The organism is Pseudomonas alliivorans (genome assembly GCF_017826695.1).
Classification (GTDB): Bacteria; Pseudomonadota; Gammaproteobacteria; order Pseudomonadales; family Pseudomonadaceae; genus Aquipseudomonas; species Aquipseudomonas alliivorans.
The window spans coordinates 938976-962755 of sequence record NZ_JAFFZW010000002.1 but is presented as its reverse complement, the minus strand read 5'-3'; the positions used below and the strand labels follow the sequence as shown (position 1 = coordinate 962755).

The following is a 23780-nucleotide window of genomic DNA, read 5'->3' as shown; positions in this document are numbered from 1 at the left end:
CATGGCCGGGGCTTTCAGGGGCGATGCTGGACAGCGTCGCCGTTTTGCCTCTTACAACGCGGCGATGGCTGCGTTCAAGGTTGCGCTTGGGCGCATGGCTTTGCTGGTCTTCTCGGCGTTGGCGTAGTAGTAACCACCGATTTCAACCGGCTTGCCTTGAACCGCATTGAGCTCGGCAACGATTTTTTCCTCGTTGTCGGTCAGGGTCTTGGCCAGCGGAGCGAACTGCGCCTTGAGGGCCGCATCTTCATTCTGAGCGGCCAGCGCCTGTGCCCAGAACAGGGTCAGGTAGAAGTGGCTGCCACGGTTGTCGATGCCACCGACCTTGCGCGAAGGCGACTTGTTGCGGTCCAGGAACTCGCCAGTGGCCTGGTCGAGCGTCTTGGACAGAACCAGTGCTTTCGGGTTGTTGTAGGCGTTGCCCAGATGCTCAAGGGAAGCCGCCAGCGCGAGGAATTCACCCAGCGAGTCCCAGCGCAGGAAGTTTTCTTCCACGAACTGCTGAACGTGCTTCGGAGCCGAACCGCCAGCGCCGGTTTCGAACAGACCGCCGCCATTCATCAGTGGAACGATGGACAGCATCTTGGCGCTGGTGCCCAGCTCCATGATCGGGAACAGGTCGGTCAGGTAGTCGCGCAGTACGTTACCGGTCACCGAGATGGTGTCCTTGCCGGCGCGGGTGCGTTCCAGAGTCAGCTTCATGGCTTCGACCGGCGACAGGATCTGGATGTCCAGGCCCGAAGTGTCGTGGTCGCGCAGGTACTGACGTACTTTCTCGATCATCACGCTGTCGTGCGCGCGGGAGGCGTCGAGCCAGAAGATGGCTGGCGTGTCGCTTGCGCGAGCACGGTTGACGGCCAGTTTGACCCAGTCCTGGATCGGTGCATCCTTGGCCTGACACATGCGCCAGATATCGCCAGCCTCGACCTTCTGCTCCATGAGCAGATTGCCCTGGCTGTCGGTCACGCGCACAACGCCGTCGGTCTTGATCTGGAAAGTCTTGTCGTGCGAACCGTACTCTTCGGCCTTCTGAGCCATCAGGCCGACGTTCGGTACGCTGCCCATGGTGGTCGGATCGAATGCGCCGTTCTTCTTGCAGTCTTCGATAACTGCCTGATAGATGGTGGCGTAGCAGCGGTCCGGGATTACCGCCTTGGCATCATGCAACTGGCCATCGGTGCCCCACATCTTGCCGGAGTCGCGGATCATTGCAGGCATGGACGCATCGACGATCACGTCGCTCGGCACGTGCAGGTTGGTGATGCCCTTGTCGGAGTTGACCATCGCCAGCTGTGGACGAACGGCGTAGACCGCGTCGATGTCAGCCTTGATTTCGGCCTGCTTGTCGGCGGGCAGGGCGCTGATGCGGTCGTACAGGTCGCCGATGCCGTTGTTCAGGCTGAAGCCGATCTGCTTCAGGGTGTCAGCGTGCTTGGTCAACGCATCCTTGTAGAACTCGTCGACGATCTGACCGAACATGATCGGATCGGAGATCTTCATCATGGTGGCTTTCAGGTGTACCGAAAACAGTACGCCCTGTTTCTTGGCGTCTTCGATTTCAGCAGCAATGAAGCTGCGAAGTGCTTTTGCGCTCATGACCGAGCAATCGACGATCTCGCCAGCTTTCACGGCGGTTTTTTCTTTCAGGACGGTGGTGGTGCCATCCTGGGCGACCAGTTCGATCTTGACGGTGTTGTCAGCTTCGATCTGGGCGGCTTTTTCGCTGCCGTAGAAGTCGCCGTTGCTCATGTGGGCAACGTGGGCCTTGGAGTCGGAAGACCAGGTGCCCATCTTGTGCGGGTGCTTGCGAGCGTAGTTCTTGACCGACAGCGGCGCGCGGCGGTCGGAGTTGCCTTCACGCAGAACCGGGTTTACAGCGCTGCCCTTGACCTTGTCGTAGCGGGCGCGGGTTTCTTTTTCGGCATCAGTGGCAGGTGCTTCAGGGTAGTCGGGGATCTTGAAGCCCTGGTCCTGAAGCTCCTTGATGGTCGCTTTCAGTTGCGGAACCGAAGCACTGATGTTGGGCAATTTGATGATGTTGGCTTCTGGCGTGGTGGCCAGTTTGCCGAGCTCGGCGAGATGATCCGGCACTTGTTGATCGGCGCCAAGCGACTCCGGGAAGCTGGAGAGAACGCGGCCTGCCAGGGAGATATCACGCGTTTCCACGTCGATATCGGAGGAGGCGGTGAACGCTTCGATAATGGGCAGCAGCGAATAGGTGGCGAGGGCCGGAGCTTCGTCGGTGAAGGTATAGATGATCTTCGAGCGGTTGGACATTCGTATTAACTCTCTGTTTTGCTGAGCATGCACAAAATCTCGATACGCGCAGGGTATGCACTCTGCTCACAGTTCAGTCATGAGCCTGGGTCGAGGTTTATTCGCGGTGATGTTGGGTGCATCAGTCGAGCGTCAAGCTGCCGGGCGAGCTTCAGTCCGGCGCATCTGTAAGGCTGAGAGGTCTGGATCAGACGGGTCAGCCTTTATGACTCTGCGGTCACGGCGCGCAGTATATCAAACCCTTGGCGCCAAGCATTAATGCTATGCGTGCTATCGAATAATGAATATTCGCCGTTGGTCGAACGAAACCGCTCTGGGTCAATGTTTTCGGGCGTTTTACAAGGTCTTTGCGAGGCGCTTCGCTTTGCGGGTGGCAGCGGCCGTGGCTACGCTCATTGACTGTCACGCAGTCCAATCAGACCCGAAAACGGAGTCAGTCATGGAATACCAGAGCATAAGCATTCCAGATGTGGGCGAAAAAATTACGGTCAATCCCGATCACTCCCTGAACGTACCTGACAAACCGATCATTCCCTATATAGAAGGTGACGGGATCGGCGTGGACATCAGCCCCGTCATGATCAAGGTCGTGGATGCGGCCGTTGAAAAAGCGTACGACGGCCAGCGCCGGATTGCCTGGATGGAAGTCTACGCAGGCGAAAAAGCAACCCGTGTCTATGGCCCGGATACCTGGCTGCCCGATGAAACCCTGCACGCAGTCAAAGACTACATGGTTTCCATCAAGGGACCGTTGACCACGCCTGTAGGCGGTGGCATACGCTCGCTCAATGTCGCGCTGCGCCAGGAACTTGATCTGTATGTGTGTCTGCGTCCGGTCCGCTGGTTCGAGGGCGTGCCCAGTCCCGTGAAGCGGCCGGGTGATGTGAACATGACGATTTTTCGCGAGAACTCGGAGGACATTTACGCTGGCGTTGAATGGAAAGCCGGTTCGGCCGAGGCCGCCAAAGTCATCAGATTCCTGAAAGAGGAAATGGGTGTCACGAAGATCCGTTTCGATCAGGACTGCGGCATTGGCGTCAAGCCGGTTTCCAGAGAGGGCACCCGGCGCCTGGTGCGCAAGGCGCTGCAATACACGGTCGATAACGATCGCGCTTCGCTGACCATTGTCCACAAGGGCAATATCATGAAATACACCGAGGGCGCCTTCAAGGAGTGGGCTTACGAGCTGGCGGCCGAAGACTTCGGGGCGACTTTGCTTGAGGGCGGTCCATGGATGCAGTTCAAAAGCCCGAAGACCGGCAAGGACATTGTCGTGAAAGACGTTATCGCCGACGCCATGCTGCAGCAGATTCTGCTCAGGCCGGCCGAATATGATGTGATCGCTACGCTCAATCTCAATGGCGACTACCTGTCCGACGCGCTGGCGGCCGAAGTCGGCGGAATAGGTATTGCGCCAGGGGCCAACCTTTCGGACACCGTCGCGATGTTCGAAGCGACACACGGCACCGCTCCCCGGTACGCGGGCAAGGATCAGGTCAATCCGGGTTCGCTGATTCTGTCGGCTGAAATGATGCTGCGGCACATGGGGTGGGCAGAGGCGGCAGAACTGATCATCAAAGGCACCAACGGCACAATCTCCGCTAAAACGGTGACCTATGACTTTGAGCGGTTGATGGAGGGCGCAACGTTGTTGTCCTCCTCAGCATTCGGCGATGCGCTCATCGAACACATGTGAACCACCCAGCTATCAGAAGCAGCCGGTTCAGAGATTCCGAACCGGCTGTTTCCTATGGCTGGCGTTTGTGGTGGTTCGCCCTATGCTGGCACGTTTGAAGCTTTCTGAGCTGCATTCGAACCTTCAGTCGCAGCGCTGACGCCTGCCGTGACTGTGGTTATATTCACTGCATGCAAACCCTTCGGGCCCTGGATAATATCAAAGCTGACCGGCTGGCCCGCCTTGAGTGTTTTGTAACCATCCATGTGAATAGCCGAATAATGAGCGAACAGATCTTCGTCCCTGCCGTCGGCAAGGATAAATCCATAGCCTTTTGCATTATTGAACCACTTGACTTTACCACTGAGCATAGCCATATCCCTCTGCAAAGGACTCCGTCTGGAGTATCATCCACCTCAATCCGCCTGACCTAAAAAATTTTGGTTGACTGCGCGGACCCTTTTTACCCAATGTGGGCTCTATTGTTTGTAACACCGTTTAGCTGATAGTCAAGGTCATGCGGCAGTCCATTTCAAAACTGGTCAGATCGCGACTCAGGCTCAATCCGCCCTTTACCATGAACGTTTCTTTCCATGCATGCATTCAGCAAGATTCGACTAACATTCAATCAGGATGGTCCGCAATCACACGAGGACGACTCGGCTGGCATCGCAGTGCAGGACGCCAAGCCGACCCTGCAGGCTCCACCGATGTACAAGGTGGTTTTATTTAACGATGACTACACCCCGATGGATTTCGTCGTTGAAGTGCTCGAGGTGTTTTTTAACCTGAATCGTGAGCTGGCTACCAAGGTCATGCTGGCCGTCCATACAGAGGGACGGGCAGTTTGCGGATTGTTTACCCGCGACATCGCCGAGACCAAGGCAATGCAGGTCAATCAATACGCCAGGGAGAGCCAGCATCCACTACTCTGTGAGATCGAGAAGGACGGTTAATCGCCGACCACTTGGGTATGAGGTGAAGCTATGTTAAACCGTGAGCTCGAAGTCACCCTCAATCTGGCCTTCAAGGAAGCGCGTTCGAAACGTCATGAGTTCATGACGGTCGAGCACCTCCTGCTGGCTTTATTGGATAATGAGGCTGCAGCCACTGTCTTGCGTGCCTGCGGCGCAAACCTCGATAAGCTCAAGCATGATCTGCAGGAGTTTATCGACTCCACCACACCACTGATCCCCGTTCACGACGAGGATCGCGAAACCCAGCCGACGTTAGGTTTCCAGCGCGTCCTGCAGCGCGCAGTCTTCCACGTACAGAGCTCCGGCAAGCGTGAAGTGACCGGTGCCAATGTGCTGGTTGCGATTTTCAGTGAGCAGGAAAGCCAGGCCGTGTTTCTGCTTAAGCAGCAGAGCGTTGCCCGGATTGATGTCGTCAATTACATCGCCCACGGGATCTCCAAGGTTCCAGGGCATGGCGAACACTCTTCTGAAGGTGAGCAAGATATGCAGGACGACGAGGGCGGTGAAGCATCTTCCTCTGGCAATCCTCTGGATGCCTATGCCAGCAATCTGAACGAACTGGCCCGTCAGGGGCGTATCGATCCGCTGGTCGGCCGCGAAAGCGAAGTCGAGCGGGTTGCGCAGATTCTGGCGCGTCGTCGCAAGAACAACCCACTGCTGGTCGGTGAGGCAGGCGTTGGCAAGACCGCAATCGCCGAGGGCCTGGCCAAGCGTATTGTCGACAATCAGGTCCCTGACCTGCTTGCCAGCAGTGTCGTCTACTCGCTTGACCTGGGTGCGTTGCTGGCCGGTACCAAATACCGTGGCGATTTCGAGAAGCGCTTCAAGGCGCTGCTCAATGAGCTGCGCAAGCGTCCGCATGCCATTCTGTTCATCGATGAGATCCATACCATCATTGGTGCCGGCGCGGCATCCGGTGGGGTCATGGACGCTTCGAATCTGCTCAAGCCACTGTTGTCCTCGGGTGACATCCGCTGCATTGGTTCGACCACCTTCCAGGAATTCCGCGGAATTTTCGAGAAGGATCGTGCACTGGCACGTCGTTTCCAGAAAGTCGATGTGTCCGAACCTTCGGTCGAGGACACCATTGGCATCCTGAGAGGGCTGAAGGGGCGTTTCGAACAGCATCACAGCATCGAGTACAGCGACGAGGCGCTGCGCGCCGCAGCCGAGCTTGCATCGCGCTACATCAATGATCGTCACATGCCCGACAAGGCAATCGACGTGATTGATGAGGCGGGCGCCTATCAGCGTCTGCAGCCGGTGGAGCAACGGGTCAAGCGGATCGACGTGCCGCAGGTTGAAGACATCGTCGCCAAGATTGCACGCATTCCCCCGAAACACGTCAACAGCTCCGACAAGGAACTGCTGCGTAATCTGGAACGCGATCTCAAGCTTACGGTGTTCGGCCAGGATGCAGCGATCGATTCGCTGTCCACGGCGATCAAGCTGTCCCGTGCGGGGCTCAAGTCACCGGACAAGCCTGTCGGTTCGTTCCTGTTCGCAGGGCCGACCGGTGTCGGCAAGACCGAGGCAGCTCGCCAGCTGGCCAAGGCGCTGGGCGTCGAGCTGATTCGTTTCGACATGTCCGAGTACATGGAGCGGCATACCGTTTCCCGTCTCATCGGTGCGCCTCCAGGTTATGTCGGGTTCGATCAGGGTGGTCTGCTGACCGAGGCCATCACGCGTCAACCGCATTGCGTGTTGTTGCTTGATGAAATCGAAAAGGCGCATCCGGAAGTCTTCAACCTGCTGCTGCAGGTCATGGACCACGGTACGCTGACCGATAACAACGGGCGCAAGGCCGACTTCCGTAACGTGATCGTGATCATGACCACCAATGCCGGTGCTGAATCGGCTGCAAGGGCCTCGATCGGCTTCACTCATCAGGATCACTCTTCCGATGCGATGGAAGTGATCAAGAAGAGTTTCACGCCGGAATTCCGCAACCGCCTGGACACCATCATCCAGTTTGGCCGTCTCAGCCACGAAGTCATCAAGAGCGTGGTGGACAAGTTCCTCACCGAGCTTCAGGCGCAGCTGGAAGACAAGCGTGTTCTGCTCGAAGTCTCCGACGCGGCCAGAAGCTGGCTGGCGCAGGGTGGCTACGATGCGGCGATGGGCGCTCGACCAATGGCCCGCCTGATTCAGGACAAGATCAAGCGGCCACTGGCCGAAGAGATCCTGTTCGGCGAATTGTCGGAGCACGGTGGTGTGGTTCACATCGACATCAAGGATGGCGAGATCACGTTCGACTACGAAACCACGGCAGAAATGGCGTGATGCAGTAGGGGGTGCGCCCGGAGCGGGCGCAGTCCTGAACATGTTCAGACTGTCTTTACTGGTCAGAAACAAAAACGCCCGGCATATGCCGGGCGTTTTTGTTAATGCCTGATTAACGAGCGCGGTAGGTGATACGCCCTTTGCTCAAGTCATAGGGCGTCAACTCTACACGCACCTTGTCACCGGTCAGAATACGGATGTAGTTCTTGCGCATCTTGCCGGAGATATGCGCGGTTACGACGTGCCCGTTTTCCAACTCCACGCGAAACATGGTGTTGGGCAGGGTGTCGACGACAGTGCCTTCCATTTCGAAGCTGTCTTCTTTCGACATGCAGTAAAGCCCTCGGTATACAAATGAGTGGCCCGGTGCAAGTGGCGCCAGGCAAAAGCGGCGTGCATTGTGCCCGAAAAAACCTGTTTAAGCCAAGGGGTTCAATACAGAGTGACCCATCTTTGATTGGTGAGCAGCTCGATAGGGCGATATTGAGTCTTGTAATTCATCTTTTTGCAGTTCTTTATCCAGTACCCCAGATACACCGCATGCAACTGCAGCCTTGCGGCTTCGGCTATCTGCCACAGGATTGCGTAGCGGCCCAGGCTGCGGCGTTCTTCTTCGGGTTCGTAGAAGGTGTAGACCGCAGAAAGACCATTGGGCAGCAAGTCGGTCACCGCTACGGCCAGAAGCCGACCCTCAAGACGGAACTCGTAAAAGCGCGAAAATGGCAGGTCTCGCACCAGAAATGTCGAAAATTGATCACGGCTCGGTGGAAACATGTCGCCATCGGCATGCCTCTGTTCGATGTAGCGTTGGTAAAGATCGAAGTATTCCTGGGTAAATACGGGCTTGGTACTGCGCACCTGAATATCGGCGTTGCGCTTGAGGATGCGTTTTTGCTGGCGGTCAGGCACGAACAGGTTCACAGGGATGCGCGCCGGCACACAGGCACTGCAGTTCTGACAGTGAGGGCGGTACAGGTGATCGCCGCTACGACGAAAACCCATGTCGGACAGGTCGGCATACACCTGAACATCCATGGGCTGGCTGGGGTCCAGAAACAGTGTTGTCGCCTGTTCTTCAGGCAGATAACTGCAGGTGTGGGGTTGAGTGGCATAAAACTTAAGCCGCGCCAGCTCCGTCATGATCGCCCCCTTGTCAAAAAACCTTTAATCATGAGTGTATGCCAGCCTGTCAAACTCGCCTAGGTAACCAGTCTGCGTTAGTCGGGTGATCCAGATGGCGGTTCAAATAATCGGCAAAGGTCTGCCGTGGAATCGAGCGTGCGCCGAAGCTGTGCAAGTGCCGGGTAGGCATCTGGCAGTCGATCAGAACGAAGCCCCAGGCGTGCAGGCGTTCTACCAGCGTGGCGAATCCGACCTTGGACGCGTTGTCTGCGCGGCTGAACATGGACTCCCCGAAAAACAGTTGCCCCATCGCCAGGCCATAAAGGCCGCCGACCAGAGTACCGTTTTCCCAGACCTCGACGCTGTGCGCGTGCCCGCGGCGATGCAGCTCGACGTAGGCATCCTGCATCGAACGGGTTATCCAGGTTTCATTGGCATAGCTGCGCGGCTCGGCACAGGCCTGTATGACAGCGGCGAAGTCCTGGTCGAAGGTAACGGTGTAGCGGGCCTGACGCAGGATCTTGCCCAGGCTGCGCGAGACGTGCAGCTCTTCTGGCAGCAGCACGGTCCTGGGATCGGGCGACCACCACAGGATCGGCTGGCCATCCCGAAACCAGGGGAAACAACCGTGACGGTAGGCGCGAATCAGGCGGTCGGCAGAAAGGTCACCACCAGCAGCGAGCAGTCCGTTTGGCTCGCGAAGTGCATTGTCCAAGGGCGGAAAATCGAGGCTGTTGCGTTGTAACCAGGTCAGCATGGGTATCACGACTTTGCGGAAGGGGAGGGCGCATGCGGTGCGTGTGTGCAACTCCGTGCGGCAAACGCGGTCACAAGCGGTCGTCATTATGGCGCTTGTCTGCCGCTTGCGGTAGGGCATGCAGAGGATGGCGGGGTCATGCACCGAGTGTTGGGGGCTATTGGCAGAATCCTGTCATAAGCCTTTGTCACAAAAGAAAATGCGTGCTCAAATTGAACGCTGTCGACAATGGATGAAGATCGTCGACCTCAACGCAGGCTTTTTATCAGGCATGAAGCCGGTCAAGCGAGTTTTCGTACAGACCTCAAGGCCCGTAAGGCCGTACAATGCCAGCTTTGCGCATTATCATTCAAACGGTTCTCGAACAGGCCTTACAGCGGGCTGTCGCCTTTTTTGCCAGGGCGCAGTCGGTGCCGGCGACAACCGTTCAACGTCAATCAACGAGATGTTCGCGCTCCAGCGCAGGAATTAAAGCGTTTTGAAGAAATCCACACCCGCACCCAGCGCTGTTCCGCTTTGGCGACAGCAACTGCATTACCGGCTCAAGGAAGGTGCTTTGATCGCCTTCGGTGCCCTGTGCCTGTACCTGATGATGGCGTTGTTGACCTACGATCAGAGCGATCCGGGCTGGAGTCATACCAGCAGCGCCGCGCAAGTGCAGAATGCGGCCGGCCGTGCCGGCGCGTTCTGTGCCGACATCCTGTTCATGGTACTGGGCTACTTCGCCTATATCTTCCCGTTGCTTCTGGCCATCAAGGCCTGGCAGGTATTCCGTCATCGCCATGAACCTTGGCAGTGGAGCGGCTGGCTGTTCTCCTGGCGTCTGATCGGTCTGGTATTTCTGGTGCTGGCGGGTGCTGCGCTGGCGCACATCCATTTTCATTTTGCAGCCGGCTTCCCCGGTTCCGCGGGCGGTGTGCTCGGCGAAGTGCTGGGTGATCTGGCCAAGAAAGCACTGAACATTCAGGGCAGCACCTTGCTGTTCATTGCCCTGTTCCTGTTTGGTCTGACCGTTTTCACCGACTTGTCCTGGTTCAAGGTCATGGACGTGACCGGCAAGATCACCCTGGACCTGTTCGAACTCTTCCAGAGTGCCGCCAATCGCTGGTGGGCTGCGCGTGTAGAGCGCAAACAGATGGTCGCGCAATTGCGTGAAGTCGACATGCAGGTCAACGACCCGGTTGCGCCCGCAGCTTCTGAACGTCGCGAGCAGGCCAAGGCCCGCGAGCGGATCACCGAGCGCGACGCAGTCCTCGGCAAGCAAGTGCCCGAGCGTGAAAAGCATGTGCCTGCTGTCATTGCACCTGCGCCTTCTCGTCCGCCCGAGCCCAGCAAGCGCGTGCAGAAGGAGAAGCAGGTGCCGCTGTTCGTTGACAGCGCAGTCGAAGGCACGCTGCCACCGATCTCGATTCTTGACCCGGCGGAAAAGAAGCAGCTCAATTATTCCCCCGAGTCCCTGGCGGCTGTGGGTAATCTGCTGGAAATCAAGCTCAAGGAATTCGGAGTCGAGGTCACGGTAGATTCCATTCATCCGGGTCCTGTGATCACTCGCTACGAAATCCAGCCAGCGGCAGGCGTCAAGGTCAGCCGTATTTCCAACCTGGCGAAGGACCTTGCTCGCTCTCTGGCGGTGACCAGCGTACGTGTGGTTGAAGTCATTCCCGGCAAGACCACAGTGGGTATCGAGATTCCCAACGAGGACCGCCAGATCGTGCGTTTCTCCGAGGTTCTTTCGACGCCTGAATACGATAACGCCAAGTCTCCGGTGACACTGGCTCTCGGCCATGACATTGGCGGCAAACCGGTCATTACCGACCTGGCCAAGATGCCGCACCTGCTGGTCGCGGGTACGACCGGCTCCGGTAAGTCGGTGGGCGTGAACGCGATGATTCTGTCGATCCTGTTCAAGTCCGGCCCCGATGACGCCAAACTGATCATGATCGACCCGAAAATGCTGGAACTGTCGATCTACGAAGGCATTCCGCACCTGCTGTGTCCTGTAGTGACCGACATGAAAGACGCTGCCAACGCGTTGCGCTGGAGCGTGGCCGAGATGGAGCGTCGCTACAAACTGATGGCCAAGATGGGCGTGCGTAACCTGTCGGGCTTCAACCAGAAGGTCAAGGATGCTCAGGATGCCGGCGAGCCGTTGGCGGATCCGTTGTACAAGCGTGAAAGTATTCACGACGAAGCGCCTTTGCTGACCAAGCTGCCGACCATTGTGGTCGTGGTGGACGAGTTCGCTGACATGATGATGATCGTCGGCAAGAAGGTTGAAGAACTCATTGCCCGTATCGCCCAGAAGGCACGTGCTGCGGGTATTCACCTGATCCTTGCGACCCAGCGGCCGTCGGTGGATGTGATCACCGGTCTGATCAAGGCCAACATCCCGACGCGCATGGCGTTCCAGGTGTCGAGCAAGATCGACTCGCGCACCATCATCGATCAGGGTGGCGCCGAACAACTGCTGGGCCATGGTGACATGCTGTACATGCCACCGGGCACCAGCCTGCCGATTCGTGTGCACGGTGCGTTCGTTTCCGACGAAGAGGTTCACCGTGTGGTGGAAGCCTGGAAACTGCGCGGCACCCCGGACTACAACGACGATATTCTGGCTGGCGTCGAAGAAGCCGGTAGCGGCTTCGATGGCGGTGGTGGTGAGGGCGGTGAAGACAGCGAAAGCGATGCGCTTTACGACGAAGCCGTAAAATTCGTGCTTGAGAGCCGTCGTGCGTCGATTTCCGCTGTGCAGCGCAAGCTCAAGATCGGTTACAACCGGGCGGCGCGCATGATCGAGGCGATGGAGATGGCGGGTGTCGTGACGTCCATGAACACCAATGGCTCGCGTGAAGTTATTGCGCCGGGCCCGATGCGTGACTGATTGCAAAACTGCGTCGACAGCGGGTCCTGCTCGCTGTCGTGACATCCAATGACTGCAAAGAGGAATTCCATGCGTCTTATCCGCATGCTGCTGGCAACCGCACTGACCTTTTCCCTGATTCCCGCCCATGCAGACAGCAAGGACGTGGCACGCCTGACCCAGTTGCTGGAAAACTCCCGCACCCTGACTGCACGCTTCTCGCAGTTGACATTGGATGGTGGGGGCACCCAGTTGCAGGAAACGTCCGGTGAAATGGCACTGCAGCGCCCTGGCCTGTTCAACTGGCATACGGACGCACCTCAGGAACAACTGATGGTGTCCGACGGCAAGAAAGTCTCGCTCTGGGACCCGGATCTTGAGCAGGTCACGATCAAGACCCTTGATCAGCGTCTGACCCAGACCCCGGCCTTGCTGCTGTCCGGCGACGTGTCCAGGATCAGCGAAAGCTTCGACATCACCGCCAAGGAAGCCGGTGGGGTGATCGATTTCGTGCTCAAGCCCAAGACCCGCGATACCCTGTTCGACAGCCTGCGCCTTTCGTTCCGTAACGGCATTATCAACGATATGCAGCTGATCGACAGCGTCGGCCAGCGCACCAATATCCTGTTCACCGGCGTCAAGGCCAACGAGCCGATCGCCGCCAGCAAGTTTCAGTTTCAGATCCCCAAGGGTGCTGATGTCATTCAAGAGTAAGAAGGCCTGATTCCGAACCATGGACCTGTTTAGCCGCGAACCCATCGCCCAGCCACTGGCCGCACGTCTGCGTGCGACCAATCTGGACGAATATGTCGGTCAGGAGCACGTGCTGGCTCATGGCAAGCCGTTGCGCGAGGCGCTGGAGCAGGGCGCGCTGCACTCCATGATCTTCTGGGGGCCGCCGGGCGTCGGAAAGACTACGCTCGCCCGGCTGTTGGCCAAGGTATCGGATGCGCACTTCGAAACGGTTTCCGCCGTACTGGCCGGGGTAAAGGAAATTCGCCAGGCCGTTGAGGTCGCCAAGCAGCAGGCGGGTCAGTACGGTCGTCGCACGATCCTGTTCGTGGACGAAGTGCACCGCTTCAACAAGTCGCAGCAGGATGCGTTTCTGCCGTATGTCGAAGACGGTACCCTGATTTTCATCGGTGCGACTACCGAGAATCCGTCCTTTGAACTGAACAATGCGTTGCTGTCCCGGGCGCGGGTCTATGTGCTCAAGAGCCTGGATGAAACCGCACTGCGCAAGCTGGTTCATCGTGCACTGACCGAGGATCGCGGTCTGGGGCAACGTCAGTTGACCTTGAGCGATGAGGGGTTCGCGATTCTCATGGCCGCCGCTGACGGTGACGGGCGGCGCATGCTCAATCTGCTCGAGAATGCTTCCGACCTGGCCGAAGACGGCAGCGAGATCGGTACCGAACTGCTGCAGAGCCTGCTCGGTGACAGTCGACGTCGTTTCGACAAGGGCGGCGAAGCGTTCTACGACCAGATATCGGCGTTGCACAAGTCGATTCGCGGTTCCAACCCGGATGCTGCCCTGTACTGGTTCGCCCGTATGATCGATGGTGGCTGTGATCCTTTGTACCTGGCGCGCCGTGTCGTGCGCATGGCCAGCGAGGATATCGGCAACGCCGACCCGCGCGCCTTGCCGCTGTGCATGTCGGCCTGGGATGTTCAGGAGCGCCTGGGCAGTCCGGAAGGCGAGCTGGCAGTCGCTCAGGCCATTGTTTATCTGGCCTGCGCACCAAAAAGCAACGCGGTGTACATGGCCTTCAAGAGCGCCATGCGTGAAGCGTCCGAACAGGGTTCGCTTGAGGTCCCGCTGCATTTGCGCAATGCGCCGACCAAGCTGATGAAGCAGCTCGGCTATGGTGAAGAATACCGCTATGCCCATGACGAGCCGGATGCCTACGCCGCAGGCGAAGACTACTTCCCTGAAGAGCTGGAACCGCGCCAGTACTACCAGCCGGTACCTCGCGGTCTCGAACTCAAGATCGGCGAAAAGCTCAGGCATCTGAGTGCGCTGGATGACGCCAGCCCCCGCAAGCGGAGAAAGTAATGATTCAGACCATTCTTGCGGTGTCGATTGCCGGTATCGCTGGTACATTACTGCGCTTTGCGACAGGTACCTGGATCAGCGCAAACTGGCCGCGGTATTTCTACACGGCGACGCTGGCCGTCAACATCGTCGGTTGCCTGATCATCGGCGTGCTGTACGGGCTGTTTCTGCTGCGCCCTGAAGTGCCCATCGAAATTCGTGCCGGCCTGATCGTCGGTTTTGTAGGGGGTCTGACGACCTTTTCTTCTTTTTCACTGGATACGCTGCGCCTGCTGGAAAGCGGGCAACTGCCACTGGCCCTGGGCTATGCCGGTATCAGTGTGTTCGGCGGGCTGCTCGCAACCTGGGTCGGCCTGTCCCTGACCAGACTTTGATAGACGAGAGAACGATATGCTCGATTCCAAACTGTTACGTACTCAACTTCAGGACGTAGCGGATCGCCTGGCTTCCCGTGGTTTCACACTGGACGTGGCCCGTATTGAAGCGCTGGAAGCCCAGCGCAAGGTTGTGCAGACCCGCACCGAACAGTTGCAGGCCGAGCGCAACGCCCGTTCCAAATCCATCGGTCAGGCCAAGCAGCGCGGTGAAGACATCGCGCCGTTGATGGCGGACGTTGAGCGAATGGGCACCGAGCTGAGTGAAGGCAAGGTGGAACTGGACGGCATTCAGGCCGAACTGGACGCATTGGTGCTCAATATCCCGAACCTGCCACACGAATCGGTGCCGGTAGGCGCGGATGAAGACGGCAACGTCGAGGTGAGCACTTGGGGCTCGCCGACCCGGTTCGATTTCGAGGTCAAGGACCACGTTGCGCTGGGCGAACAGTACGGCTGGCTTGATTTCGAAACCGCCGCCAAGCTGTCCGGTGCGCGTTTTGCGCTGCTGCGTGGCCCTATCGCACGTCTGCATCGCGCGCTGGCGCAGTTCATGATCAATCTGCACATCAACGAGCATGGCTACGAAGAGGCTTACACGCCTTATCTGGTTCAGGCGCCTGCGCTGCAGGGCACCGGTCAGTTGCCGAAGTTCGAGGAAGACCTGTTCAAGATTTCCCGCGAAGGCGAAGCGGATCTGTACCTGATTCCGACCGCCGAAGTCTCGCTGACCAACATCGTGTCGGGCGAGATTCTGGATGCCAGGCAGCTGCCGATGAAGTTTGTCGCCCACACGCCGTGCTTTCGCAGCGAAGCGGGCGCGTCGGGTCGTGACACTCGCGGCATGATTCGCCAGCATCAGTTCGACAAGGTCGAGATGGTGCAGATCGTTGCGCCGGACGAATCCATGGCCGCTCTTGAATCCCTGACTGGCAACGCCGAACGCGTTCTGCAACTGCTGGAGCTGCCTTACCGCAAGCTGGCCCTGTGCACCGGCGACATGGGTTTCAGTGCTGTAAAGACCTACGACCTTGAAGTCTGGATTCCGAGCCAGGACAAGTACCGTGAAATCTCTTCGTGCTCCAATTGCGGTGATTTCCAGGCGCGTCGCATGCAGGCTCGCTGGCGCAACCCGGAAACCGGCAAGCCGGAGCTGGTTCATACGCTGAACGGATCCGGTCTCGCCGTAGGTCGTACGCTGGTCGCGGTGCTGGAAAACTATCAGCAGGCAGACGGTTCGATTCGCGTGCCTGACGTTCTCAAGCCCTACATGGGCGGCCTTGAGGTCATCGGTTAAATGGAATTTCTGCCGCTGTTCCATAACCTGCGTGGCAGTCGCGTGCTGGTGGTCGGCGGCGGCGAAATCGCCCTTCGCAAATCTCGCCTGATCTTCGAGGCAGGTGCCGTCATCCGGGTCGTTGCACCGGAAATCGAGAGCCAGTTGCGCGAGCTGGTCGTACAGAGCGGTGGTGAACTGATTCTGCGTGGCTATCACGAAGATGATCTGGACGGCTGCGTGCTGATCATCGCTGCGACCGACGACGAGCCGCTCAACGCTCAGGTTTCCCATGATGCCCGCTCGCGTTGCGTGCCAGTCAACGTGGTCGATGCGCCTGCGCTGTGCACGGTGATCTTTCCGGCCATCGTCGACCGCTCTCCGCTGGTGATTGCAGTGTCCAGTGGCGGCGATGCGCCGGTGCTGGCGCGGCTCATCCGCGCCAAGCTGGAAACCTGGATTCCTTCTACCTACGGGCAACTGGCCGGTCTGGCGGCGCGCTTCCGTCATCAGGTCAAAGGTCTGTTTCCCAACGTGCAGCAGCGCCGCGCCTTCTGGGAAGATGTATTTCAGGGGGCCATTGCCGATCGTCAACTGGCCGGGCAGGGCGCGGAGGCCGAGCGTCTGCTGATTGCCAAGATTGCAGGCGAGCCGCCAGCCGAAACCGGTGAGGTCTATCTGGTGGGCGCAGGCCCTGGCGATCCCGACTTGCTGACGTTCAAGGCGTTGCGGCTGATGCAGCAGGCGGACGTGGTGCTCTACGACCGTCTGGTGGCGCCGACCATTCTTGATCTATGCCGCCGCGATGCGGAGCGGGTCTACGTCGGCAAGCGCCGCTCCGAACATGCCGTGCCGCAGGATCAGATCAACAAGCAACTCGTCGATCTGGCAAAGCAGGGCAAGCGCGTGGTTCGCCTGAAAGGCGGCGACCCGTTCATCTTCGGCCGTGGTGGCGAGGAAATCGAAGAGCTGGCCGCCCACGGCATTCCGTTTCAAGTGGTGCCCGGCATTACAGCCGCCAGCGGTTGTGCGGCCTACGCCGGTATTCCGTTGACCCACCGCGATCATGCCCAATCGGTGCGCTTCATTACCGGCCACCTGAAAGATGGCACCACCGATTTGCCGTGGTCCGATCTGGTGGCTCCGGCGCAGACCCTGGTGTTTTACATGGGGTTGATCGGCCTTCCGGTGATCTGCCAGGAACTGATCAGGCATGGGCGTTCTGCGGACACGCCAGCGGCATTGGTTCAACAGGGCACTACCACCAATCAGCGAGTGTTCACGGGTACTCTGGCCAACCTGCCGCAATTGGTTGCCGAGCACGAAGTACACGCGCCGACGTTGGTGATCATTGGCGAAGTGGTTCAGTTGCGTGAAAAGCTGGCCTGGTTCGAAGGTAACCAGGCGACTGTCTGATTGCGGTCAGTGGATAGCCCGTTCGGGCTATCCCTCTTCACATTGCTTACTTTTCCCAGACGCCCATCCCGGACAGCCGTTCGCGATCATGGCTGGACTGGAGGTTCAGAGCGGGACCTTTGGGAATTATGCCGGTCGGATTGATGGTGCGATGGCTCGCGTAGTAATGGCCTTTGATGTGCTCGAAATTCACCGTCTCGGCAATACCCGGCCACTGGTACAGCTCGCGCAGCCAGTTGCTGAGGTTCGGGTAATCCGCGATACGCCGTTGGTTGCATTTGAAGTGGCTGTAATAAACCGCATCGAAGCGCACGATGGTGGTAAACAGTCGCACGTCGGCTTCAGTCAAGTGTTCACCTGCCAGATAGCGCTTCTCGCCCAGCAGGTTTTCCAGCTCGCCCAGTTCGGCAAACACGTCATCGAAGGCTTGCTCATAGGCATTCTGCGAGGTGGCAAAGCCTGCGCGATACACGCCGTTGTTGACGGCGGGGTAGATGCGTTCGTTGAGCTCGTCGATGGTCGCCTGCAGCGCTGACGGATAGAAATCCAGGCGGTTCCCTGTCAGTTCGTCGAACGCCGAGTTGAACATGCGAATGATTTCCGCCGACTCGTTGCTGACGATGCGCTGTGTGTGCTTGTCCCACAACACCGGCACAGTCACTCGGCCTGTGTACTGAGGGTCATCGGCGGTGTAGCGCTGGTGCAGGAAGCTCAGGTTATCGAGGGCGTCGCCGCTTGAGCCTTTCTGCTGATCAAAGGTCCAGCCGTTTTCGAGCATCAGCCAACTGACTACCGAAACGTCGATCAGGCTCTCCAGCCCCTTGAGTTTGCGCAGGATAAGCGTGCGGTGCGCCCAGGGGCAGGCGAGAGAAACATACAGATGGTAGCGACCAGCCTGCGCTGCAAAACCGCCATCGCCTGTAGGTCCAGGTTTACCATCGGCCGTGACCCAGCTACGGCGTTGGGCGTTTTCGCGCTGGAAGGCGCCGTCTTTGCTGCTTTCGTACCACTGGTCCTGCCAGCGTCCTTCGACCAGAAGGCCCATGTTTGAATCTCCATCTTTGATTAAGTAAAGCTTGGAGATCAGTCTAGTGACATCGGTTCGACCTAAAAGCGCAAATTCTGACCGATCATTATCGATAAAGCCGATCGTTCATAGATTCTTGTGACGTTGCTCCCAGAATGTCTGTGCCCGCACGAACGCTTCGTCACGCGCAATACCAAGGCCGCGCAGCGCCAGCGCCATGGTCGAGATCAGCGCCAGTTGCGGGTAACTGTCCTCAAGTTCGCCGCGCCAAAGACCGACCAGTTGTGTCGGATCGAGTGTGGCGGGTTTGACGTGACGTCGTGGTGAGAGGGCTGGCCATTCCTCATCCCATGGCTGTCCGCCGGTCGTCCCGTACAGATGGCTGATGGTGTCCGGGTTGATCTCGATTTCGCCGCCATCGCCTTTGACCACGATGGCGTTGTCACCCAGCAGGCTGCTGGCATCCCGGTGAACGCTCTGATAGCCAGGATGGAAAATGCTTTGCAGCCCGCAGCGTGCCTGCAACGGATTGAGAATCCGTGCCAGCGAGTGGATCGGTGAGCGCAACCCAAGCGTGTTGCGCAGGTCGATCATGCGCTGCAACTGCGGCGCCCAGTCGGCAAGCGGGATGAACGCCAGATTGCCCTGTGCCATCGCCGTTTCGACCGATGACCAGTTGCGGCACAGTGGAATATTCAGCAGACCGAGCAACTGTTCGGTGTACAGCCGCCCGGCCGTATGAGCACCGCCGCCGTGCAGCAGGATCCTGATGCCGTTCTGGGCCAGGCATTTGGCAGCCAACAGATACCAGGGCAGGTGGCGCTTCTTGCCTGCGTAGGTCGGCCAGTCGATGTCGATCGTGATCGGTGGCGCGTTCAGGCGTTGGCGCACGGCCTCGGTAAAACCGGCCAGTTCTTCCGGGCTTTCCTCTTTATGGCGCAGCAGCATCAGAAAGGCGCCAAGCTGGGTGTCCTCGACCTTTTCATCGAGCAGCATGCCCATGGCCTCGCGCGCTTCTTCGCGCGTCAGGTTGCGTGCGCCACGTTTGCCTTTGCCCAGAATGCGGACGAACGGTGCAAAGGGGTGCTCTTCGGGTGTTTCGGTGACAAGCGGGGCGTAGTCGTTCATATGCAATTGGTCGGCTTTGGCAGGCCCGCCAGCTTGGCGGCAAGTTTGGCGGGTGTGCCGTTGAACAGGCGATTGAGGTGCATGCTGTTGCCTTTTTCGGCACCCAGTTTCAGTGCGGTGTACTTGATCAGCGGCCGGGTTGCAGGAGACAGCTGAAATTCTGCGTAGAACGCACGCAATAATTCGAGGATCTCGACGTGGTCTGCCGTCAGCGTCAAGCCTTCTTTGCACGCCAGTGCATGGGCGACGTCCATGGACCAGTCGTTCAGGTCCTTCAGAAAACCATCCTTGTCGAGTTCCAGAGTGCGCTCGGCGACGATCATCTGCTTCATAGCCAAGTGTTCACTTTGTCAAAGCGGATCGACAGTTCGACGAAGCCTGCGTAATCCACACGGGTGATTCCGTCTGGCAACGCCAGGTTGCGTGCCTTGAGGTCCTCGTCCAGTACGAACAACAATTGCGAGCCGGTCTGCTGCAGCGTCTGCGAAACAGGACCTGATGGCATCAGGGCATAGGCGGCGTCGCCACACAGCAGAACTCCGTCATTTTCGCCCAGCAGGCGCAGACAGCTTTCCAGCCGGTTGTCGGTGAAGGGCGAATGGGAAAGAACGTGCAAAGTGCTCATCAGATCGTAATCACCTGGTCATAGCGCTCGAACAGGGCCGACAACTCGGTACGGCCGGACAGCAGGCGGACATCATCATCCAGGCCATCACTTGGAATGCCGCGTTCTGCAATGCTCTGAGCGCAGGCATAGAGGTCTTCGACGCCGAACATCGACAGCGCCTTGAGGTTGGCCGTCAGGTCTTTCTGCTGCAAGGCTGCTGCGCTTTGTTGCGGCAGCAGTTGCAGAACGCCGTCATCCAGGAACAGCAAACCAATGGGCAGATCGAATGCGCCGCCTGCCAACACGATGTCCAATGCCTCACGCGCGCCTGGGCCGGACCAGGGCGATTGACGGCTGACAATCAGAAGTGATTTGGGCATTTCAAGGCCCTCCGAAGCAGATCAGTCGGTCTGCCGACTGCACGGCGTCGTGCAACTGACCCAGCCCCGATAATTCCCAAGGCTCCAGCAGATTGGCCGCCGGACGCTGATAACGTTCGGCTTCCTCCTGATTCAACACGCCGCGACGCAGCGCAGCGGCGATGCACACCACGCCGTCAAGCTGGTGCTCGACAATGAAGTCGCGCCACTGACGAGGCACATCCTGTTCGTCCTGAGGTGTGACGGCATTGGCCGACGCGCTGTGCACGCCGTCCTGATAGAAGAACAACCGGACAATCTCGTGCCCACCCGCGAGCACCGCCTGGGCAAACAGCAGCGCACGCCGGGAAGAGGGCGCATGGCCCGCGGAAAACAGGGAGATGGCGAATTTCATTATCGGCTCTGCCAGCAAAACATGCGCAATGATAAAGAATTCGAGGGCGGGGGTGTGAGTTTGCCGAGACAAAGAGGCTGCTTCAAGACGTCAACGGCCTCTGCCAGCGTCTGCCTCCGCTGGCCCTGGGTGAGCGGAGGCTGACGGGCATGGAGCCCAGAGGCTTGCCGTCGCGTACGAGCCAGAACTCCTCGGCGCTCTGGAATGCACTGTAGAACGCGTAATGATTGACCAGCCGCTCACCGATCTCTCCGTGTAGCACCAGGAGGAAAATCCGACATCCGATCCTGAGGTACGAACTCCAGAAACGACAAAGCCCTGAATAATCAGGGCTTTGCGCTACAAAATATGGCGGAGGCATAGAGATTCGAACTCTAGGACCTGTTACAGTCGGCAGTTTTCAAGACTGCTGCCTTAAACCACTCGGCCATACCTCCACTTCGTTGCGGGCGCCATAATACCGGAATGAAACAAGCTGTCAAACTCTCTGACTAGCCAGTTGCAGCGCCTCTGTTATGATCTTTGCAACTCAACATTTCAACAGTAAGGAGTTTCGCAATGCGCGAACAGGATTACGCCCTTAAAACCGGCATGCAGGCCGACCAGCTAGAGGTTAGTCGTGTCCTGCGCAATACGTATGGTCTTCTGGCCCTGACCCTCGCATTCAGCGGTGTCATGGCGTTCGTGGCTCAACAGATGCGCGTCGGTTACCCGAACATTTTCGTGGTGCTGATCGGCTTCTACGGCCTTTTCTTCCTGACCAACAAGCTGCGTGACTCGGTATGGGGTCTGGTTTCGACCTTCGCCCTGACAGGTTTCATGGGCTTTCTGCTCGGCCCGATCCTCAACCGTTACCTGGGTATGGCAGGTGGCGCTGAAGTCGTCAGCTCGGCGTTCGCAATGACTGCTCTGGTGTTCGGTGGCCTGTCGGCTTACGTGCTGATCACCCGCAAGGACATGAGCTTCCTGGGTGGTTTCATCACCGCGGGCTTCTTCGTTCTGCTGGGCGCAGTGTTGGCGAGCATGTTCTTCCAGATCAGCGGCCTGCAACTGGCGATCAGTGCCGGTTTCGTACTGTTCTCGTCGGTCTGCATTCTGTTCCAGACCAGTGCCATCATTAATGGCGGCGAGCGCAACTACATCATGGCGACCGTCAGCCTGTACGTTTCGATCTACAACCTGTTCGTCAGCCTGCTGCAGATCTTCGGCATCATGAGCCGCGACGACTGATAACGGCTTACCGTTCGCAGGAGTTCGCTTCTGTCGAATGAACACAAGGTTTGCCACGCGATAAACAAACGCCCCGACTCGTCGGGGCGTTTGCGTCTGTAAGATCCGACATGGTGCAGCTGAGCGGGCAGGGGGATCGTACGTCGGGAGCCGTCTGGAGAGGCCTGAACCAGCACTCACCTGCCGTAAAAATCCCTGACCAATCAATCAAAAAATTCATGACCAATCGGTCATATTTATCAAGATTGAGACAATCCTTTCAGCGGCCTATGGCCCACTGGCATATCACTAAAATAATTATCAGGTTATTCCCCAATGTCTGTAGGCATTTTCCTGCTTTTGGCTAATTGACATCATCGTCGAGGGATAGACACAGGATTTCCAAATGTGTCAGTTTGCTTACGCTTCAAAAGGCGAGTGACAGGACTCTCTCGCTACCCGAGGGAGGCTGTCGTATCAAACTGTTCTATCTGTAGACAAGGAAGTGACATGTCGAAAGCTAAAGAAAATGCTGCTCTCTCGGCCGTGCAACTGGCGGCAACCGGCAGCACGGCGTTCAACCAGATCGATACTTTTATCCATACCTACGATCGCGGTGGCAATCTCACGATCAATGGCAAACCGTCGTATTCTGTCGATCAGGCTGCTGACTACATCCTCCGTGACGACGCTGCATGGGTGGATCGTGACGGCAACGGCACCATCAATCTCACCTATACGTTCCTGACCGCTCGACCTTCCGGGTTCGATACGTCGCTGGGGACCTTCAGCGCATTCAACACACAGCAGAAAGCTCAAGCTGTGTTGTCGATGCAATCCTGGGCGGATGTCGCCAAGGTCACGTTTACCCAGGCCGCTTCCGGCGGCGATGGGCACATGACTTTCGGCAACTACAGCGACGGCAGCAGCGGCGGAGCGGCGTTCGCTTATCTGCCGAGCGGCAATAGCCGTTACGATGGACAGTCCTGGTACCTGACCAATAATTCCTACACGGTCAACCTGACGCCAGACAATGGCAACTACGGCCGCCAGACCCTGACCCACGAAATCGGCCACTCCCTGGGCCTGTCTCACCCTGGCGATTACAACGCCGGCGAAGGCAACCCGACTTACAACGATGTCAGCTACGCAGAAGACACGCGTGGTTACAGCGTCATGAGTTACTGGAGTGAATCCAACACCGACCAGAACTTCGTCAAGGGCGGCTCGCCGACCTACTCGTCGGGGCCATTGATGGATGACATCGCAGCCATCCAGCAGCTCTACGGTGCCAACATGAGCACCCGTGCAGGCGACACGGTGTATGGTTTCAACTCCACTGCCGGTCGTGACTTCTACAGCGCAACCTCCGCCTCTTCCAAGGTGGTGTTTTCGGTCTGGGATGGCGGCGGCAAGGACACACTGGATTTCTCCGGTTTCACTCAGAACCAGAAAATCAACCTCAACGAGGCTTCGTTCTCGGATGTGGGCGGCATGGTGGGTAACGTCTCGATCGCCAAGGGCGTGCTGGTCGAAAACGCCGTGGGTGGATCGGGCAACGATCTGCTGGTCGGTAATGCGGCGGCCAACGACCTCAAAGGCGGTGCCGGCAACGACATCATCTACGGCGGTAGCGGTGCGGATTCCCTGTGGGGCGGCGCGGGCGCGGACATTTTTGTGTTCGGTGCCAGTTCCGATTCCAACCGCGCAGCGCAAGACACCATCCGTGACTTCACCCGCGGTCAGGACAAGATCGACGTATCGGCCATTTCGTCGCTGACCTCGCTGCAGTTCGTGAACGCGTTCAGCGGTCATGCGGGCGAAGCCATCCTGAGCTACACCCAGAGCACCAACCTGGGCAGCCTCGCCATTGACTTCACCGGTCAAGGCGTCGCTGACTTCCTGGTCGGTACTGTCGGCCAGGCGGTTGCCACCGATATCGTGGTGTAAACAGGCGTACTC

The 23780-nt window shown here is 58.2% G+C and carries 22 protein-coding genes and 1 tRNA gene; 11 read left to right on the top strand and 12 right to left on the bottom strand.

The window, feature by feature from the left end; translation table 11 throughout:
- Window positions 1-51 precede the first annotated feature (51 nt).
- Complete coding sequence (locus JTJ32_RS08915; RefSeq protein ID WP_099227996.1) at window positions 52-2277, bottom strand: NADP-dependent isocitrate dehydrogenase; 2226 nt, start codon at window positions 2275-2277, stop codon at window positions 52-54.
- A 439-nt stretch (window positions 2278-2716) separates the two neighbouring features.
- On the opposite strand from JTJ32_RS08915, the gene icd reads away from it, so the two are divergent.
- Window positions 2717-3973, top strand: coding sequence for an NADP-dependent isocitrate dehydrogenase (gene icd / locus JTJ32_RS08910; protein WP_210041809.1), 1257 nt, complete (start codon window positions 2717-2719; stop codon window positions 3971-3973).
- Between the two features lie 80 nt (window positions 3974-4053).
- On the opposite strand, the gene cspD is transcribed toward icd, so the two are convergent.
- A complete protein-coding gene (gene cspD, locus JTJ32_RS08905; RefSeq protein WP_099227994.1) occupies window positions 4054-4323 on the bottom strand; it encodes a cold shock domain-containing protein CspD in 270 nt (89 codons plus the stop codon).
- Between the two features lie 222 nt (window positions 4324-4545).
- Here cspD and clpS point away from each other — a divergent pair, with 222 nt between their 5' ends.
- Both clpS and clpA read left to right on the top strand, forming a co-directional pair.
- Complete coding sequence (gene clpS / locus JTJ32_RS08900) at window positions 4546-4908, top strand: ATP-dependent Clp protease adapter ClpS (RefSeq protein WP_004884680.1); 363 nt, start codon at window positions 4546-4548, stop codon at window positions 4906-4908.
- Window positions 4909-4938: 30 nt separating this feature from the next.
- Complete coding sequence (gene clpA / locus JTJ32_RS08895) at window positions 4939-7212, top strand: ATP-dependent Clp protease ATP-binding subunit ClpA (protein ID WP_004884681.1); 2274 nt, start codon at window positions 4939-4941, stop codon at window positions 7210-7212.
- A 112-nt stretch (window positions 7213-7324) separates the two neighbouring features.
- Here clpA and infA read toward each other — a convergent pair whose 3' ends face one another.
- The 3 genes from infA to aat form a co-directional block, all read right to left on the bottom strand.
- Window positions 7325-7543, bottom strand: coding sequence for a translation initiation factor IF-1 (gene infA / locus JTJ32_RS08890; protein ID WP_002553999.1), 219 nt, complete (start codon window positions 7541-7543; stop codon window positions 7325-7327).
- 101 nt (window positions 7544-7644) lie between these two features.
- The gene (locus JTJ32_RS08885) at window positions 7645-8352 is read right to left on the bottom strand and encodes an arginyltransferase (protein ID WP_004884684.1); all 708 of its coding nucleotides are present in this window, start codon (window positions 8350-8352) and stop codon (window positions 7645-7647) included.
- A 49-nt stretch (window positions 8353-8401) separates the two neighbouring features.
- A complete protein-coding gene (aat, locus tag JTJ32_RS08880; RefSeq protein ID WP_210041808.1) occupies window positions 8402-9091 on the bottom strand; it encodes a leucyl/phenylalanyl-tRNA--protein transferase in 690 nt (229 codons plus the stop codon).
- Between the two features lie 478 nt (window positions 9092-9569).
- On the opposite strand from aat, the gene JTJ32_RS08875 reads away from it, so the two are divergent.
- From JTJ32_RS08875 to cysG, 6 genes are all read left to right on the top strand, one after another.
- On the top strand, window positions 9570-11972 hold the full coding sequence (locus JTJ32_RS08875; protein WP_184323336.1) for a DNA translocase FtsK: 2403 nt from the start codon (window positions 9570-9572) through the stop codon (window positions 11970-11972).
- Between the two features lie 69 nt (window positions 11973-12041).
- Window positions 12042-12665, top strand: a complete 624-nt coding sequence (gene lolA, locus JTJ32_RS08870) for an outer membrane lipoprotein periplasmic chaperone LolA (RefSeq protein WP_210041807.1) — start codon at window positions 12042-12044, stop codon at window positions 12663-12665.
- A 19-nt stretch (window positions 12666-12684) separates the two neighbouring features.
- On the top strand, window positions 12685-14007 hold the full coding sequence (locus tag JTJ32_RS08865) for a replication-associated recombination protein A (RefSeq protein WP_099227991.1): 1323 nt from the start codon (window positions 12685-12687) through the stop codon (window positions 14005-14007).
- Window positions 14007-14381: a fluoride efflux transporter CrcB gene (crcB, locus tag JTJ32_RS08860; RefSeq protein ID WP_083181343.1), complete on the top strand. Its 375-nt coding sequence runs from the start codon at window positions 14007-14009 to the stop codon at window positions 14379-14381. Before JTJ32_RS08865 ends, crcB begins: the two co-directional genes overlap by 1 nt.
- A gap of 16 nt (window positions 14382-14397) precedes the next feature.
- Complete coding sequence (gene serS / locus JTJ32_RS08855; protein ID WP_099227990.1) at window positions 14398-15678, top strand: serine--tRNA ligase; 1281 nt, start codon at window positions 14398-14400, stop codon at window positions 15676-15678.
- Window positions 15679-17073, top strand: a complete 1395-nt coding sequence (cysG, locus tag JTJ32_RS08850; protein WP_099227989.1) for a siroheme synthase CysG — start codon at window positions 15679-15681, stop codon at window positions 17071-17073.
- 46 nt (window positions 17074-17119) lie between these two features.
- Here the strand turns inward: cysG and JTJ32_RS08845 are convergent, their stop codons facing one another.
- The 7 genes from JTJ32_RS08845 to JTJ32_RS08815 all read right to left on the bottom strand — a co-directional run bounded on the left by JTJ32_RS08845 (window position 17120) and on the right by JTJ32_RS08815 (window position 21046).
- Entirely contained in the window at window positions 17120-18118 is a 999-nt protein-coding gene (locus tag JTJ32_RS08845) for a glutathione S-transferase family protein (protein ID WP_210041806.1), read from the bottom strand.
- A 108-nt stretch (window positions 18119-18226) separates the two neighbouring features.
- Complete coding sequence (locus JTJ32_RS08840) at window positions 18227-19228, bottom strand: glycosyl transferase family protein (protein WP_210041805.1); 1002 nt, start codon at window positions 19226-19228, stop codon at window positions 18227-18229.
- Window positions 19225-19560, bottom strand: a complete 336-nt coding sequence (locus tag JTJ32_RS08835) for a TusE/DsrC/DsvC family sulfur relay protein (RefSeq protein ID WP_210041803.1) — start codon at window positions 19558-19560, stop codon at window positions 19225-19227. The genes JTJ32_RS08840 and JTJ32_RS08835 overlap by 4 nt, the downstream gene beginning before the upstream one ends.
- A complete protein-coding gene (gene tusB, locus JTJ32_RS08830; RefSeq protein ID WP_099227985.1) occupies window positions 19557-19853 on the bottom strand; it encodes a sulfurtransferase complex subunit TusB in 297 nt (98 codons plus the stop codon). Before tusB ends, JTJ32_RS08835 begins: the two co-directional genes overlap by 4 nt.
- On the bottom strand, window positions 19853-20215 hold the full coding sequence (gene tusC / locus JTJ32_RS08825; protein WP_099227984.1) for a sulfurtransferase complex subunit TusC: 363 nt from the start codon (window positions 20213-20215) through the stop codon (window positions 19853-19855). Before tusC ends, tusB begins: the two co-directional genes overlap by 1 nt.
- A gap of 1 nt (window position 20216) precedes the next feature.
- Window positions 20217-20609, bottom strand: a complete 393-nt coding sequence (gene tusD, locus JTJ32_RS08820; RefSeq protein WP_025993112.1) for a sulfurtransferase complex subunit TusD — start codon at window positions 20607-20609, stop codon at window positions 20217-20219.
- 349 nt (window positions 20610-20958) lie between these two features.
- Window positions 20959-21046: transfer RNA gene (locus tag JTJ32_RS08815), tRNA-Ser, on the bottom strand.
- A gap of 121 nt (window positions 21047-21167) precedes the next feature.
- On the opposite strand from JTJ32_RS08815, the gene JTJ32_RS08810 reads away from it, so the two are divergent.
- Both JTJ32_RS08810 and JTJ32_RS08805 read left to right on the top strand, forming a co-directional pair.
- Entirely contained in the window at window positions 21168-21839 is a 672-nt protein-coding gene (locus JTJ32_RS08810; RefSeq protein ID WP_184323343.1) for a Bax inhibitor-1/YccA family protein, read from the top strand.
- 489 nt (window positions 21840-22328) lie between these two features.
- Window positions 22329-23768, top strand: coding sequence for a serralysin family metalloprotease (locus tag JTJ32_RS08805; RefSeq protein ID WP_210041801.1), 1440 nt, complete (start codon window positions 22329-22331; stop codon window positions 23766-23768).
- The last annotated feature ends 12 nt before the right edge of the window (window positions 23769-23780 follow it).

Coding starts and splice junctions, on each gene's coding strand:
- infA (WP_002553999.1), bottom strand. CDS start 7,543: ATGTCGAAAGAAGACAGCTTCGAAATGGAAGGCACTGTCGTCGACACC.
- JTJ32_RS08885 (WP_004884684.1), bottom strand. CDS start 8,352: ATGACGGAGCTGGCGCGGCTTAAGTTTTATGCCACTCAACCCCACACC.
- tusD (WP_025993112.1), bottom strand. CDS start 20,609: ATGAAATTCGCCATCTCCCTGTTTTCCGCGGGCCATGCGCCCTCTTCC.
- tusB (WP_099227985.1), bottom strand. CDS start 19,853: ATGAGCACTTTGCACGTTCTTTCCCATTCGCCCTTCACCGACAACCGG.
- tusC (WP_099227984.1), bottom strand. CDS start 20,215: ATGCCCAAATCACTTCTGATTGTCAGCCGTCAATCGCCCTGGTCCGGC.
- lolA (WP_210041807.1), top strand. CDS start 12,042: ATGCGTCTTATCCGCATGCTGCTGGCAACCGCACTGACCTTTTCCCTG.
- aat (WP_210041808.1), bottom strand. CDS start 9,091: ATGCTGACCTGGTTACAACGCAACAGCCTCGATTTTCCGCCCTTGGAC.
- icd (WP_210041809.1), top strand. CDS start 2,717: ATGGAATACCAGAGCATAAGCATTCCAGATGTGGGCGAAAAAATTACG.
- cysG (WP_099227989.1), top strand. CDS start 15,679: ATGGAATTTCTGCCGCTGTTCCATAACCTGCGTGGCAGTCGCGTGCTG.
- serS (WP_099227990.1), top strand. CDS start 14,398: ATGCTCGATTCCAAACTGTTACGTACTCAACTTCAGGACGTAGCGGAT.
- JTJ32_RS08845 (WP_210041806.1), bottom strand. CDS start 18,118: ATGGGCCTTCTGGTCGAAGGACGCTGGCAGGACCAGTGGTACGAAAGC.
- JTJ32_RS08810 (WP_184323343.1), top strand. CDS start 21,168: ATGCGCGAACAGGATTACGCCCTTAAAACCGGCATGCAGGCCGACCAG.
- JTJ32_RS08865 (WP_099227991.1), top strand. CDS start 12,685: ATGGACCTGTTTAGCCGCGAACCCATCGCCCAGCCACTGGCCGCACGT.
- JTJ32_RS08915 (WP_099227996.1), bottom strand. CDS start 2,277: ATGTCCAACCGCTCGAAGATCATCTATACCTTCACCGACGAAGCTCCG.
- crcB (WP_083181343.1), top strand. CDS start 14,007: ATGATTCAGACCATTCTTGCGGTGTCGATTGCCGGTATCGCTGGTACA.
- cspD (WP_099227994.1), bottom strand. CDS start 4,323: ATGCTCAGTGGTAAAGTCAAGTGGTTCAATAATGCAAAAGGCTATGGA.
- clpS (WP_004884680.1), top strand. CDS start 4,546: ATGCATGCATTCAGCAAGATTCGACTAACATTCAATCAGGATGGTCCG.
- JTJ32_RS08805 (WP_210041801.1), top strand. CDS start 22,329: ATGTCGAAAGCTAAAGAAAATGCTGCTCTCTCGGCCGTGCAACTGGCG.
- clpA (WP_004884681.1), top strand. CDS start 4,939: ATGTTAAACCGTGAGCTCGAAGTCACCCTCAATCTGGCCTTCAAGGAA.
- JTJ32_RS08835 (WP_210041803.1), bottom strand. CDS start 19,560: ATGAAGCAGATGATCGTCGCCGAGCGCACTCTGGAACTCGACAAGGAT.
- JTJ32_RS08840 (WP_210041805.1), bottom strand. CDS start 19,228: ATGAACGACTACGCCCCGCTTGTCACCGAAACACCCGAAGAGCACCCC.